The organism is Polaromonas sp. P1_F2 (assembly GCF_056405735.1).
Map to the genome: position 1 here is coordinate 33,914 of NZ_JBFUBN010000008.1, position 13,583 is coordinate 47,496.

Genomic DNA, 13,583 nt, shown 5'->3' on the forward strand with positions numbered 1-13,583 from the left:
CTTGAAAAGCGCCTCCCGCGCCCCATGTCTGGGTTGATTGTGTTTCGCCGGGCCATGCAACTGGCTGCCACGGCCAACGTTTAAGGTTTATATGTCCGGACAAACTTCATTGCCTTCCACCCCCATCGACCTGCCGCTCCTGCCCTTGCGGGACGTGGTGGTGTTTCCGCACATGGTGATCCCGCTGTTCGTGGGCCGCCCCAAGAGCATCAAGGCGCTGGAGTCAGCCATGGAGGCCGAGCGCCGCATCATGCTGGTGGCGCAAAAAGCCGCCGCCAAGGACGAGCCCTCCGTCGAGGACATGTTCGAAGTCGGCTGTATCGCCACCATCCTGCAGCTGCTCAAGCTGCCCGACGGCACGGTGAAGGTGCTGGTCGAAGGCCAGCAGCGCGCCACCGTCAACAAGATTGAAGAAGGCGAGCAGCATTTTTCCGCCAACGTGACGCCCGTCGAAACGGTGGTCGTGATCGCCGGCGACAAGACCAGTGAAATCGAGGCCCTGCGCCGCGCGGTGATGCAGCAGTTCGACCACTACGTCAAGCTGAACAAAAAAATCCCGCCGGAAATCCTCACGTCGATCTCCAGCATCGACGACGCCGGCCGCCTGGCCGACACGATTGCCGCGCACCTGCCCCTCAAGCTCGACGCGAAGCAGGTGATCCTGGACTTGGCCAATGTCAAGGCGCGGCTCGAGAACCTCTACGAGCAGCTCGAGCGCGAGGTCGACATCCTCAACGTCGACAAGAAAATCCGCGGCCGCGTGAAGCGCCAGATGGAAAAGAACCAGCGCGACTTCTACCTCAACGAGCAGGTCAAGGCCATCCAGAAGGAACTGGGCGAAGGCGAAGAGGGCGCTGACATCGAAGAGATCGAAAAGAAGATCAAGTCCGCCAAGATGCCGCAGGAAGCGCGCAAGAAGGCCGAGAGCGAGCTCAAGAAGCTCAAGCTCATGTCGCCCATGTCCGCCGAGGCGACGGTGGTGCGCACCTACATCGACGTGCTGACCGGCCTGCCGTGGAGCAAGAAGACCAAGATCAAGCACGACCTGGGCAATGCCGAGAACGTGCTCAACGAAGACCACTACGGGCTCGAGAAGGTCAAGGACCGCATCGTCGAATACCTCGCGGTGCAGCAGCGCGTCGACAAGCTCAAGGCGCCCATCCTGTGCCTCGTCGGGCCTCCCGGTGTGGGCAAGACCTCGCTGGGCCAGTCCATCGCCAAGGCGACCGGCCGCAAATATGTGCGCATGGCCCTGGGCGGCATGCGCGACGAGGCGGAAATCCGCGGCCATCGCCGCACCTACATCGGCGCCTTGCCGGGCAAGGTCCTGCAAAGCCTGACCAAGGCCGGTACGCGCAACCCGCTGTTCCTGCTCGACGAGATCGACAAGCTGGGTACCGACTTCCGCGGCGACCCTTCCAGTGCGCTGCTGGAGGTGCTGGACCCGGAACAGAACCACACTTTCGGCGACCACTACGTCGAGGTCGACTTCGACCTGAGCGACGTGATGTTCGTCGCCACCTCGAACTCGATGAACATTCCGCCGGCCCTGCTGGACCGTATGGAAGTGATTCGCCTGTCCGGCTACACCGAAGATGAAAAGACCAGCATCGCCATGCGCTACCTGCTGCCCAAGCAGGTCAAGAACAACGGCGTGAAGGAAGACGAGCTGGAAGTGCAGGAGCAGGCCGTGCGCGACATCGTGCGCTACTACACGCGAGAAGCCGGCGTGCGCTCGCTCGAGCGTGAGCTCTCCAAAATCTGCCGCAAGGTCATCAAGGGCATCCAGCTCAAGAAGATGGAGCCCAAGGTCATCGTCACGCCGGACAACCTCAACGATTTCCTGGGCGTGCGTAAATTCAACTATGGCCGCGCCGAGCAGCAAAACCAGGTTGGCCAGGTCGTCGGCCTGGCATGGACCGAAGTCGGCGGTGACCTGCTGACGATTGAAGCCGCCATGATGCCCGGCAAGGGCGTGATCACGCGCACCGGTTCGCTGGGCGACGTCATGAAGGAATCCGTGGAGGCCGCGCGCACGGTGGTGCGCAGCCGCTCCAAGATGCTTGGCATCAAGGACGAGATGTTCGAGAAGCGCGACATCCACATCCACGTGCCCGATGGCGCGACGCCCAAGGACGGCCCAAGCGCCGGCGCCGCGATGACGACGGCTTTTGTTTCCGCCATGACTGGCATCCCGGTGCGCGGCGATGTGGCCATGACGGGCGAGATCACGCTGCGCGGTGAAGTCACGGCGATCGGCGGCCTGAAGGAAAAACTGCTGGCGGCATTGCGCGGCGGCATCAAGACCGTGCTGATCCCCGAGGAAAACGCCAAGGACCTGCAGGAGATTCCCGACAACGTCAAAAGCGGCCTGGAGATCGTGCCCGTGAAATGGATAGACCAGGTACTGCAGGTCGCGCTTGAGCGCCAGCCCGTTCCCTTGACGGATGAAGAAGCCGCCGTTGCCGCGCCGGCCGCCGCGGTTGCGCCGGCGGAAGCCGCAGGCACGGTCAAACATTAAGTCTTTGGCAAAGTTTTTTTGGACAATTTGGAAAAGCCGAAAAACTACGCTATAATTTGAGGCTGTTATCGCGGGAGTAGCTCAGTTGGTAGAGCGCAACCTTGCCAAGGTTGAGGTCGAGAGTTCGAGACTCTTCTCCCGCTCCAATTTAAAGGGCAGCACTTCAAAATGCTGTCCTTTTTCATTGGGGGTTTCATATAAATAGTCGGCAAGCCAGTGGGCTTGTCGATGCAGACAGAATACGGCGCGGTAACAAAGCGGTTATGTACCGGATTGCAAATCCGGCTAGCCCGGTTCGACTCCGGGCCGCGCCTCCACCAAACCCTTGCAATCAGCCCCAGCCATGGGGCTTTTTTGTTTAACAATACGTTGTGAGACGCCGGGCCTGATGTTCTGCACGGAGCCTTGCGTAAAGCGTTTGAGCCTGAGTGGTGAAATAGGTAGACACAGCGGACTTAAAATCCGCCGCTTCGTGAATAGCGGGCGTACCGGTTCGATTCCGGTCTCAGGCACCACAGCGGCTCACCCATGCGCCGGGCGCGCTTTTGAAAACTGGGTAAGATAAATTCCATCATGTCCCGTTACAACACACCTTTTGAGATCCACGTGCACGGCGAAGTGCCTTTGCGTGTGGACGTTACCTTTGAGCAGCTGCAGGAGGCTCTGAAGCCGCTGTGGAAGTACGCGGGTTCCAAATCCCTGGCGGCAGCCGCCGCGAGCGCCTATGAGGAAGAGCCGGGCATCCGTTTCGACGTCCAAAAGCATTTGCTGCAGATGTGCTGGACGGTGCCGGGCGATGAAGACTTCCGCCAGGCGCTCGACGAAATGTGCATGGGCCTCAACGATCTTGCCGAGGCGGGTGCGCCCATCGAAGTGACGTTTTACGATTCCGACTTCGACGAGGACGAAAGCGACGAGGATGAAGAAGCGCGTGACGACTTCGCGATGTACTTCGTCGGCCCGACCCCGGCTGCCATCATGCAGGTCCAGCGCGACCTGCTGGTGCAGGACATGATTGGCCTGATGGAGCGCCACTTCGACGGCTCCGAGCTCGGCGAGGTTGTCGCGGCGGTCGACAAGCTGTTTGAGCAGCGCTTTGACGCCTTGGTCAACTCCATGCAGCTCGGCAAGCCGCCACGCGGGCTGGGCGGGCCGCAGGGCGGCTCAGGTCACGGCGGCGGCCGCAAGCCGAGGCACCTGCACTAGCAGGGCGCTAGGGCGTGGAAACGCCGCAGGGGGCTGTGGCGCTCTGCGCCTCCCCGGGAAAGCCCAGGCCGCGCAGGTAGACGTCAATCGCGCACTGGCCCACTTCCAGCAGGTCAAAGGCCTGCGGGTCCAGTAGCCAGTTCTGGATGATTCCGTCAATGAGGGCATGCAGGCCCTGCGCGCCCACCGATGCTGGCACCGGCAAGGTGAGGCTCATCTGGCCGGCGGCGGTTTCCATGCCCTGCTGGATGCGTTCCAGAAAGCCGTTGCGCACCGCGAGATGGCGAAGGCGCACGGCCTGGAGTTCTTCCACATATTCGACTTTCTGCGTCGCGACCTCAAACACCCGGCGGGTCTGCGCATCGGTCACGATCTGCCTCAGGGCATTGACGGTGGACAGCCGTATCCGCTCTATCGCGTTGAGGCCGGCTTCGCCGGGGGTTTCCTGTTTTTCGTTCTCATGGTTGAAGGACTCTTCCAGGGGCAGCGTGACCCGCTCCATCATCGCGTTGAAGAGGTCCGCCTTGTCCTTGAAGTGCCAGTAAACGGCGCCGCGGGTGGCGCCTGCCCGCCGGGCGATGTCCTGCAGGCTGGTGCGCGACACCCCTTGGGATTGAAACAAGTGCTCGGCCGCATCCAGCAGCTTGTGGCGGGTGGCCAAAGCTTCTTCTTTTGTTCGACGGGCCATTGACTGCCTCCAAGGTAAATTCCGGGTAAATCCCCGGATTGTTGTTATACATTCATAAATGTATGTAAACTATAACACTCGCAAAAACCCTTATTCTTTTCGTTTTCGGTGAATGAGCTTTGCCTCAATTACCGACTGCCTCTCCCGCTTTGCGCTTTTTTCCCAAAATTTCGAGGAATAGCATGCCCAAGTTTCGCGTTGCCCCTTCATTTGTACCCCCTCAACTCCTGAAATACCAGCCTCTTGCTGTCGCAGCGGCACTGGCCTTGCTCCTGGCCGGATGCGGCAAAGGCGGCGGCGCACCCGGCGGTGCGCCGCCGCCAGCTGAAGTCGGTGTGGTCACGGTCACACAGGGCGACGTGGGCCTGATTACCGAACTGCCCGGCCGCCTGGAAGCTTCGCGCGTCGCCGAAGTCAGGGCGCGCGCCGCCGGCATCCTGCAGAAGCGCCTGTTCCGCGAGGGCAGCGACGTCAAGGAAGGCCAGCAACTGTTCAGCATTGATGCCGCGCCCTACGCGGCCGCGGCCGCCAGCGCCAAGGCCAGTCAGGCCCGCGCTGAAGCCAATCTGGCGCAGGCCACTTCGCTGGCCGAGCGCTACAAGCCGCTGGTCGAAGCCAACGCCGTCAGCAAGCAGGAATACGCCACCGCCGTGGCCGCGCAGAAACAGGCCGAAGCCGACGTGGCCGTGGGCAAGGCCAGCGTGCAGACCGCCAGCATCAACCTGGGTTATGCCTCGGTGACGGCGCCAATCTCAGGCCGCATCGGCCGCGCGCTGGTGACCGAAGGCGCGCTGGTCGGGCAGGGCGAGGCCACGCAGCTTGCCGTGATCCAGCAGATCAATCCCATGTACGTCAACTTCACACAGTCGGCGCCCGAGATCATGAAGCTGCGCGCCGCGATGGACAGCGGCCAGTTCAAGCGCGCCAGCGGCGCCGAAGCCGCCAGCGTGCGCGTCGTGCTTGAAGACGGCAGCGAATACGCGCGTCCCGGCCGCCTGCTGTTTTCCGATCTCACGGTCGACGCCACGACCGGGCAGATCACCCTGCGCGCCGAAGTCCCCAACCCCGGCGGCCAGCTACTGCCGGGCCTCTACGTGCGCGTGCGCCTGGAGCAGGCGCAAGCCAGCAATGCCGTCACCTTGCCGCAGCAGGCCGTCACACGCACGGCGCAGGGCGACACCGTCATGGTCGTGGGCGCCGACGGCAAAGTCAGCCCGCGCACCATCAAGATCGGTTCGGCTCAGGGCAACCAGTGGGTGGTGCTGGACGGCCTGAAGACCGGCGAGCAGGTCATGGTCGACGGCTTCCAGAAACTGCAGCCCGGCGCCACCGTCAAGCCCGTGCCGTGGCAGGCGCCCGGCGCCAAGCCAGCGGCTGGCGCGGCATCCGCCCCGGCGGCACCGGCATCAGGCGCATCCGCCGCGAAACCCGCCGCTTCCGCAGCATCCGCGGCAGCGAAGTAAGGAGCCCCGCACATGGCCAAGTTTTTCATTGATCGGCCGATCTTTGCCTGGGTGATCGCACTGTTCATCCTGGTAATGGGCGGCGTGGCGATCACGCAGCTGCCGATCTCCCAGTACCCGCCCGTGGCGCCGCCCGCCATCGTCGTCAATACCGCCTACCCGGGCGCTTCGGCCCAGACGCTGGAGGACAGCGTGCTGTCGGTGATCGAGCGCGAAATGAACGGTTCGCCCGGCCTCATTTACATGGAGTCGGTTGCGCAGGCCGACGGCACCGGCAGCATCACGCTGAGCTTTGAGCCCGGCACCAACCCCGACCTGGCGCAGGTGGACGTGCAGAACCGGCTCTCGCGCGCCTCGCCGCGCCTGCCCGCCGCGGTGACGCAGCAAGGCGTGCGCGTCGACAAGTCGCGCTCCAACTTCCTGCTGTTCACCATGCTCTCGTCCGACAACCCGGCGCATGACCCCGTTGCGCTGGGCGACTATGCCTCGCGCAACATCGTGCCTGAACTGCAGCGCGTCAAAGGCATCGGCCAGGCCCAGCTGTTCGGCAGCGAGCGCGCCATGCGCATCTGGCTGGACCCGGCCAAGCTGCGCGGCGTCAGCCTCTCGGCGAACGACGTCAACACTGCGATCCGCGCCCAGAATGCCCAGGTATCCGCCGGCAGCATCGGCGACCGGCCCAATGTGGCGGGGCAGGGCATCGCGGCCACCGTGGTGGTCAACGGCCAGCTCGCCAACGTCGAGCAGTTCGGCAACATCGTGCTGCGCGCCAACACCGACGGCTCGGCGGTGCGCCTCAAGGACGTGGCGCGCATCGAACTCGGCGGCCAGTCCTACGCGACCTCGGCGCGCCTGAACGGCAAGCAGGCCATCGGTATCGGCGTGCAGCTCGCGCCCAGCGGCAATGCCCTGGCCTCGGCTAAAGCCGTGCGCGAGAAGATGACCGAACTCGAGCGCTACTTCCCGCAAGGCATGAAGTGGAGCATCCCTTACGACAGTTCGCGCTTCGTCAAGATCTCGATCTCGCAAGTGGCCGAGACGCTGTTCGAGGCGGTGGCGTTGGTGTTCCTGGTGATGTTCCTGTTCCTGCAAAACTGGCGCTACACCATCATCCCGACCATCGTCGTGCCTATCGCGCTGCTGGGCACCTTTGCCACGCTGCTGGCGCTCGGGTTCTCAATCAACGTGCTGACCATGTTCGGCATGGTGCTGGTCATCGGTATCGTGGTGGACGATGCGATCGTGGTGGTCGAGAACGTCGAACGCATCATGACCGAGGAGGGCTTGCCACCGCTGGAGGCGACCCGCAAAGCCATGGGCCAGATTTCGGGCGCCATCATCGGCGTGACCGTGGTGCTGATTTCGGTGTTCGTTCCGCTGGCCTTCTTCGCGGGCTCGACCGGCAACATCTACCGCCAGTTCTCGGCGGTGATGGTCTCGTCCATCGCCTTCTCGGCCTTCATGGCCCTGTCGCTCACGCCGGCGCTGTGCGCCACGCTTCTCAAGCCGGTCGAAGCCGGGCACCACCATGCCAAGACCGGTTTCTTCGGCTGGTTCAACCGCGGTTTTTCGCGCACGGCCAAGAGCTATGAAAGCATGGTCGCGCGCATCCTCAAGCGCGCGGCGCGCTACCTCATCATCTACGTGGCCATCATCGGCGCGGTCGCGGTGGTCTACCTGCGCCTGCCCACCTCCTTCCTGCCCAACGAAGACCAGGGCAACCTGCTGGTGAACGTGCAGCTGCCGCCGGGCGCGACCTACGAGCGCACGCTCTCGGTGATGCAGACCGTCGAGGGCTTCATGCTCAAGCAGCCCGAAGTCGAAAGCATGGTCGGCGTGCTTGGCTTCAGCTTCTCCGGCCAGGGCCAGAATGCCGCGCTCGCCTTCGTGACGCTCAAGGACTGGAAGGAGCGCGACGGCGAACAGCATTCGGCCAGCGCCGTGGCGGGCCGCGCCTTCGGTGCGCTTATGGGTGTGCGTGACGCCTTCATCTACCCGCTGAGCCCGCCGCCGATTCCTGAATTGGGTACAGCTTCGGGCTTCAGCTTCCGCCTGCAGGACCGCGGCGGCGCGGGCCACCAGGCGCTCGTCAATGCGCGCAACCAGTTGCTGGGCCTGGCGTCCAAGAGCTCGGTGCTCGCGCAGGTGCGCCCCGACGGCCTGGAAGACGCGCCCCAGTTGCAGATCGACATCGACCGCGACAAGGCCAACGCACTGGGCGTCACCTTCGACTCGATCAATTCGGTGCTGTCGACCTCACTGGGCTCGAGCTATATCAACGACTTCCCGAACCAGGGCCGCTTGCAGCGCGTGGTGGTGCAGGCCGACGCGCCGGCGCGCATGCAGCCCGACGACCTGCTCAGGCTCAACGCCAGCAACAGCAAGGGCCAGCCCGTGCCGCTGTCGGCTTTTGCCAGCACGCGCTGGATCACCGGCGCCATGCAGACCGTGCGCTACAACGGCTACCCCGCGATGCGCATAGGCGGCAGCGCCGCGCCGGGCTACAGCACCGGCGCCGCGATGGCCGAGATGGAAAAGCTCGCGGCCCAGCTGCCCCAGGGCTTCGGCTTTGAATGGACCGGCCAGTCGCGCGAGGAAAAACTCGCCGGCTCCCAGGCCACACTGCTCTACGGCTTCGCCATCCTGGCGGTGTTCCTGTGCCTGGCCGCGCTGTACGAGAGCTGGAGCATTCCGCTGGCGGTGATCCTGGTCGTGCCACTGGGCGTGATCGGCGTGCTGCTCGCCACCTTGTTCCGCAGCTACGCGAACGACGTGTACTTCCAGGTCGGGCTGATCACCATCATCGGCCTGTCGGCGAAGAACGCGATTCTGATCATCGAGTTCGCCAAGGACCTGCAGGCGCAGGGCAAGGGCGTGATCGAGTCCGCGCTGGCGGCGGCCCACCTGCGTTTCCGTCCCATCGTCATGACCTCGCTGGCGTTCGGCCTGGGTGTGGTGCCGCTGGTGATCGCCTCGGGTGCAGGCTCCGCGAGCCAGCGCGCCATCGGCACCGGCGTGATAGGCGGCATGATCACCGGTACGGCCCTGGCGGTGATTTTTGTCCCCGTGTTCTTTGTGGTGGTGCGCGGCCTCTTCAAGGGCAGCGAACGGCAGAACAGGATGTATTCCGAGCATGCCAAAGCGGCAGGCATCAGCGGAGATGAAGGAAATGAAGGTAAGGCCCATGACTAAGACAAGGCTCCCACAACTTTTGGCGCTGGCCGCGGCGGCGATGCTCGCCGGCTGTTCCATGATTCCGAAGTACGAACGGCCGGCCGCCCCGGTGGCCGACCAATACCCCACCGCCTCGGGCTGGATTGCCGAGTCGGCGCAGACACAGCCCACCGCCAACACGCCGGCCGCGGCCGACATCGAGTGGCAGGCGTTTTTCAGCGACTCGCAGCTGCGCAAGCTGATCGACGCCGCGCTGCGCAACAACCGCGACCTGCGCATCGCCGTGCTCAACATCGAGCAGGCGCGCGCGCAATACCGGATCCAGCGCGCCGACCAGTTCCCGACCATCAACGCCGGCATCACCGGTTCGCGCCAGCCCAATCCCAACGGCAACGGCAGCATCACCAGCGCCTACACCGGTGGGTTGATCATGACGTCCTACGAGCTGGATTTTTTCGGCCGCGTCGCCAGCCTCAAAGAGGCGGCGTTGGCGCAATACCTGGCGACGGAAGAAGGACGCAAGACCACCCAGATCAGCCTGATCGCCGCGGTGGCCAATACCTACCTGAGCCTGCTGGCCGATGAAGAACTGCTGGCGATCACGCAGCAGACGCTGGTGACACGCGAGGAATCCTTCAAGCTCAGCAAGCTACGTTTTGACAACGGCGTCACTTCCGAACTGGACTTCCGCCAGGCCGAGTCGCTGACCGAGGCGGCGCGTGTCTCGCTGGCCCAGCAGGTGCGCCAGCGCGCGCTGGACCAGAATGCACTGACCTTGCTGATCGGGCAACCCCTCACCGGCGAGCTGGCCGTGGCCCTGCCGGCCGGCAAGGGCCTGGCCGATGCGCCCTTGATGGTCGACGTGCCCGCGGGCCTGCCTTCCGACCTGCTGACCCGGCGCCCCGACGTGCGCCAGGCCGAGCAGTTGCTGTTGTCCGCCAATGCCGACATAGGCGCGGCGCGTGCGGCATTTTTCCCGCGCATTTCGCTCACGGCCAGCGCCGGCAGCGCCAGTTCGCACCTGAACGGCCTCTTCAAGAGCGGCTCTTACGGCTGGACCATGGCGCCGCAGCTGATCCTGCCGCTGTTTGACGCGGGCCGCAACCGCGCGGGCCTGGATTCGGCCAACGCCGGGCGCGACATCGCTATCGCCCAGTACGAGAAGTCCATCCAGACGGCTTTCCGCGAGGTGGCCGATGCCCTGGCCGGCCGCGCCACCCTGGGTGAGCAGCTGCGCGCCCAGCAGGCCCAGGCGAATGCCGAGGCCACGCGCTTCAAGCTGGCGGACCTGCGCTACCAGAACGGCGTGGCCAGCTACCTGGACCAGCTCGACGCGCAGCGCGCATTGTTCACCGCGCGCCAGGCCGTGGTGCAAACCCGCCTGGCCCAGCTGCAAAGCCAGGTCACGCTGTACAAGACACTGGGCGGTGGCTGGAAGGAGCCGCCTCCCGAACCGGCCCTGAGCCTGAAGTCCGACACCCAGCTCAGCCGCTGAAGCCGGTCGTCGTTAAATCAGCCCGCTCCCTGTCACAGGGGGCGGGCTTTTTTATTCCCGGCTACGGCTGAGGTCGCTGTGCGCGTCCCGAAATTGGATTTCATTTGTTAGCAGGTGTGCCGAATGTATCCATGCCCAGGCCTGCCATGCGGGGTCTCTCAAGTGACAAGGCACGCTAATTGCTGAAGGGTTACTCCCTACGGAGCGGCCTCCGGGGCGGCGGTATATTCGCGCCGACCGACAGGCCAAACGTCTGGCCACCCCCACGGGAGGCGAGACGCTCCATCCACCACGGCGGGCCACAAGCCCGCCAGTTTTATTCAAGGAGTGCAACCAGCATGAACCCAAACTGGACGATGAAAACCCTGGCCGGCGCTGTGCTGCTGGCCTTTGCCGGCCTGGCCGCCGCGGCCACGGTGCCCGCCGGCGTGAAACTGCATGAGACCCAGGAGCTGGTCCGCAACAACGGCTCCGAGCCCGAAACCCTGGACGCCGCGCTGGCGACCGGCGTTCCGGCCAACAACGTGATCCGCGAGATGTTCGAAGGGCTGTGCGCCGCGGACAACAACGGCAAGATCGTGCCCGGCGTGGCCGAGAGCTGGAAGCAGGTCGACCCGCAAACCTGGGTCTTCAAGCTGCGCAAAACCGCCAAGTGGTCCAACGGCGACGCCGTGACCGCCGACGACTTCATCTACAGCATGCGCCGCTTCGTCGACCCGGCGACAGCCTCGAAGTACGCTTCCACCTACGGCGTCTTCCTGCTCAATGCGAAAGAGATCATCGAAGGCAAGAAACCCGTCACCGAACTGGGCGTCAAGGCCGTCGATCCCTACACCCTGGAAATCAAGACGCCTTTCCCGGTCAGCTTCCTGCCAGAAGTCGTGTCCAACCCCCAGCTGGCGCCCCTGCACAAGGCCACCATCGAAAAATTCGGCAAGGACTGGACCCGGCCCGCCAACATGGTGAACAACGGCGCCTTCTCGCTGAAGGACTGGCAGGTCAACAGCAAGATCATCCTGGCCAAGAATCCCACGTACTGGGATGCGAAGAACGTCCAGCTCACCAAGATCACCTACCTCTCGGTCGAGGACGGCAATGCCGACGTCAAGCTTTATGAGTCGGGTGAGAACGACTGGGTCTACCAGCTCCCGCCCGGGACTTACGACAAGTACAAGGCGCAGTACCCCAAGGAAATTCGCAACACCGACATGCTGGGCCTGCGCTACTACTCGCTGAACAACGCGGATCCGGCCCTCAAGGACATCCGTGTGCGCAAGGCGCTGTCGATGGCGCTGGATCGCGACATCCTGGCGCAGCGCGTCACGGCCGACGGGCAGACCCCGGCATACGGCGTGATCGTCAAGGGCACCTCGGGCGCCGACGTCACTGTCTACGACTGGGCCAAGTGGCCCGCCGACAAACGCATTGCCGAAGCCAAAAAATTGCTCAAGGAGGCCGCGCTTCCGGCCGGCACCAAACTCAAGTTCTCCTACAACACCAGCGATTACCACAAGAAGATGGCCATCTTCGCGGCTTCCGAGTGGAAGACCAAGCTGGGCCTGGACGTGGAACTCGACGCCATGGAGTTCAAGGTCCTGATCAAGAAGCGCACCGACAAGGACTACCAGATCGCCCGCAATGGCTGGATCGCCGACTACAACGACGCCACCACCTGGCTCACGCTGGTGCAATGCGACTCCGACCAGAACTACCACAACAGCTGCAACCGCAAGGCTTCCGCGCTGATCGACGAAGGCAATCAGCAACTGGACCCGGCCAAGCGCAAGGTGCTGCTGACCCAGGCGGCGAAGATGATCATGGAAGACTACCCGATCATCCCGCTGCTGCAGTACACCGTACCGCGCCTGGTCAAGCCCTATGTGGGCGGTTATTCGACCACCAACGCGCTGGACCGCTACCGCGGCAAGGACCTGTACATCGTCAAGCACTGACGACGGCCATGGGCAGGCGCCGCCGCGCCTGCCCGTCCCTGATCCGCTTCTTCCATTTCCCGAAATATTCTGATGCCTTGCGGGCGGTTCAGGGCTAAGCTGTACCCGGCCCACACCTTCATGCGCTCACACTGACTAGCCCGGAGATTCCTCATGTGGTCTTACACCTTCAGGCGCATCCTGGCGACGATCCCGACCTTGCTGGCCGTCGTCACCGTCTGCTACCTTCTGCTGCACGGCACGCCGGGCGGGCCTTTTGACGACGAGCGCAAGGTCTCCGCGGCGGTGCTGGCCAATCTGCAGGCCAAATACCACCTCGACCTGCCGCTGTGGCAGCAGTACCTGTACTACCTCAACAGCCTGTTGCACGGCGACCTCGGCGCGTCTTTCCGTTATGCCGACTGGTCGGTCAATGAGCTGGTGGCCAAGGCGCTGCCGGTGTCCGCGGCGATAGGCGGCGGCGCCATCCTGATCTCGCTGTTTGTCGGGGTCTTCCTCGGCACCATGGCCGCCCTGCGGCAGAACAGCGCTATCGACTACGGAGTGATGCTGCTCGGCAACGCGGGCCATGTGTTTCCCTCCTTCGTGATCGGCCCGGTGCTGATCCTGGTGTTCGCCGTCTGGCTCAAGGTCGCGCCGGCCGGCGGCTGGGACGACTTTTCGCCGCGCTTCATGGTGCTGCCCATGCTGCTGCTGATCTTCATCAACGTGGCGACCATAGGGCGCGTCATGCGCGGCAGCCTGATCGAGGTGCTGCACAGCAATTTCATACGCACAGCGCGCGCCAAGGGCCTGCCCACGCGCACCATCATCCTGCGCCACGCCCTCAAGCCCGCGCTGCTGCCGGTGGTGTCCGTCATGGGCCCGCTGGCGATTTCATCCATCACCGCGGCCATCGTGACCGAATCGGTGTTCTCGCTGCCCGGCATCGGCAAGCTCATCGTCAACGGCGCGGCCAACCGCGACTACACCCTGGTGCTGGGCCTGGTGGTGCTGGTGACCGTGATCGCCGTGACGCTGAACCTGCTGGTCGACCTGGCCTACGCCTTGCTTGACCCGAAGATCCGCTACTGAAGCCACTCTT

At 63.9% G+C, this 13,583-nt stretch carries 8 protein-coding genes and 3 tRNA genes; 10 read left to right on the top strand and 1 reads right to left on the bottom strand.

The window, feature by feature from the left end; translation table 11 throughout:
- The first annotated feature begins 91 nt into the window (after window positions 1-91).
- The 5 genes from lon (at window position 92) to AC1D0O_RS16385 (ending at window position 3,727) form a co-directional block, all read left to right on the top strand.
- Complete coding sequence (gene lon, locus AC1D0O_RS16365; protein WP_477654563.1) at window positions 92-2,521, top strand: endopeptidase La; 2,430 nt, start codon at window positions 92-94, stop codon at window positions 2,519-2,521.
- Between the two features lie 70 nt (window positions 2,522-2,591).
- Window positions 2,592-2,667 (top strand) — tRNA-Gly (locus AC1D0O_RS16370).
- Window positions 2,668-2,764: 97 nt separating this feature from the next.
- A tRNA-Cys gene (locus AC1D0O_RS16375) sits at window positions 2,765-2,838 on the top strand.
- A gap of 105 nt (window positions 2,839-2,943) precedes the next feature.
- Window positions 2,944-3,036: transfer RNA gene (locus AC1D0O_RS16380), tRNA-Leu, on the top strand.
- 58 nt (window positions 3,037-3,094) lie between these two features.
- On the top strand, window positions 3,095-3,727 hold the full coding sequence (locus AC1D0O_RS16385) for a DUF6806 family protein (protein ID WP_477654564.1): 633 nt from the start codon (window positions 3,095-3,097) through the stop codon (window positions 3,725-3,727).
- A 7-nt stretch (window positions 3,728-3,734) separates the two neighbouring features.
- On the opposite strand, the gene AC1D0O_RS16390 is transcribed toward AC1D0O_RS16385, so the two are convergent.
- A complete protein-coding gene (locus AC1D0O_RS16390) occupies window positions 3,735-4,415 on the bottom strand; it encodes a TetR family transcriptional regulator (protein ID WP_477654565.1) in 681 nt (226 codons plus the stop codon).
- Window positions 4,416-4,597: 182 nt separating this feature from the next.
- Between AC1D0O_RS16390 and AC1D0O_RS16395 the strand changes: the two genes are divergently transcribed.
- From AC1D0O_RS16395 to oppB, 5 genes are all read left to right on the top strand, one after another.
- Entirely contained in the window at window positions 4,598-5,878 is a 1,281-nt protein-coding gene (locus AC1D0O_RS16395; RefSeq protein ID WP_477654566.1) for an efflux RND transporter periplasmic adaptor subunit, read from the top strand.
- A 12-nt stretch (window positions 5,879-5,890) separates the two neighbouring features.
- Window positions 5,891-9,070 carry an efflux RND transporter permease subunit gene (locus tag AC1D0O_RS16400; protein ID WP_477654567.1) on the top strand — a complete coding sequence of 1,060 codons (3,180 nt, stop codon included), beginning with the start codon at window positions 5,891-5,893 and terminating at the stop codon, window positions 9,068-9,070.
- Window positions 9,063-10,547, top strand: a complete 1,485-nt coding sequence (locus AC1D0O_RS16405; protein WP_477654568.1) for an efflux transporter outer membrane subunit — start codon at window positions 9,063-9,065, stop codon at window positions 10,545-10,547. The genes AC1D0O_RS16400 and AC1D0O_RS16405 overlap by 8 nt, the downstream gene beginning before the upstream one ends.
- A gap of 338 nt (window positions 10,548-10,885) precedes the next feature.
- Window positions 10,886-12,499 (top strand): peptide ABC transporter substrate-binding protein, encoded by a 1,614-nt coding sequence (locus AC1D0O_RS16410; protein ID WP_477654569.1) that lies wholly within the window; start codon window positions 10,886-10,888, stop codon window positions 12,497-12,499.
- A gap of 153 nt (window positions 12,500-12,652) precedes the next feature.
- Window positions 12,653-13,573 (top strand): oligopeptide ABC transporter permease OppB, encoded by a 921-nt coding sequence (oppB, locus tag AC1D0O_RS16415; protein WP_477654570.1) that lies wholly within the window; start codon window positions 12,653-12,655, stop codon window positions 13,571-13,573.
- Window positions 13,574-13,583 lie beyond the last annotated feature (10 nt).

What these genes read in the sequence shown, in the direction of transcription:
- AC1D0O_RS16395 (WP_477654566.1), top strand. Translation starts at nt 4,598, where the DNA reads ATGCCCAAGTTTCGCGTTGCCCCTTCATTTGTACCCCCTCAACTCCTG.
- AC1D0O_RS16410 (WP_477654569.1), top strand. Translation starts at nt 10,886, where the DNA reads ATGAACCCAAACTGGACGATGAAAACCCTGGCCGGCGCTGTGCTGCTG.
- AC1D0O_RS16385 (WP_477654564.1), top strand. Translation starts at nt 3,095, where the DNA reads ATGTCCCGTTACAACACACCTTTTGAGATCCACGTGCACGGCGAAGTG.
- AC1D0O_RS16390 (WP_477654565.1), bottom strand. Translation starts at nt 4,415, where the DNA reads ATGGCCCGTCGAACAAAAGAAGAAGCTTTGGCCACCCGCCACAAGCTG.
- lon (WP_477654563.1), top strand. Translation starts at nt 92, where the DNA reads ATGTCCGGACAAACTTCATTGCCTTCCACCCCCATCGACCTGCCGCTC.
- AC1D0O_RS16405 (WP_477654568.1), top strand. Translation starts at nt 9,063, where the DNA reads ATGACTAAGACAAGGCTCCCACAACTTTTGGCGCTGGCCGCGGCGGCG.
- AC1D0O_RS16400 (WP_477654567.1), top strand. Translation starts at nt 5,891, where the DNA reads ATGGCCAAGTTTTTCATTGATCGGCCGATCTTTGCCTGGGTGATCGCA.
- oppB (WP_477654570.1), top strand. Translation starts at nt 12,653, where the DNA reads ATGTGGTCTTACACCTTCAGGCGCATCCTGGCGACGATCCCGACCTTG.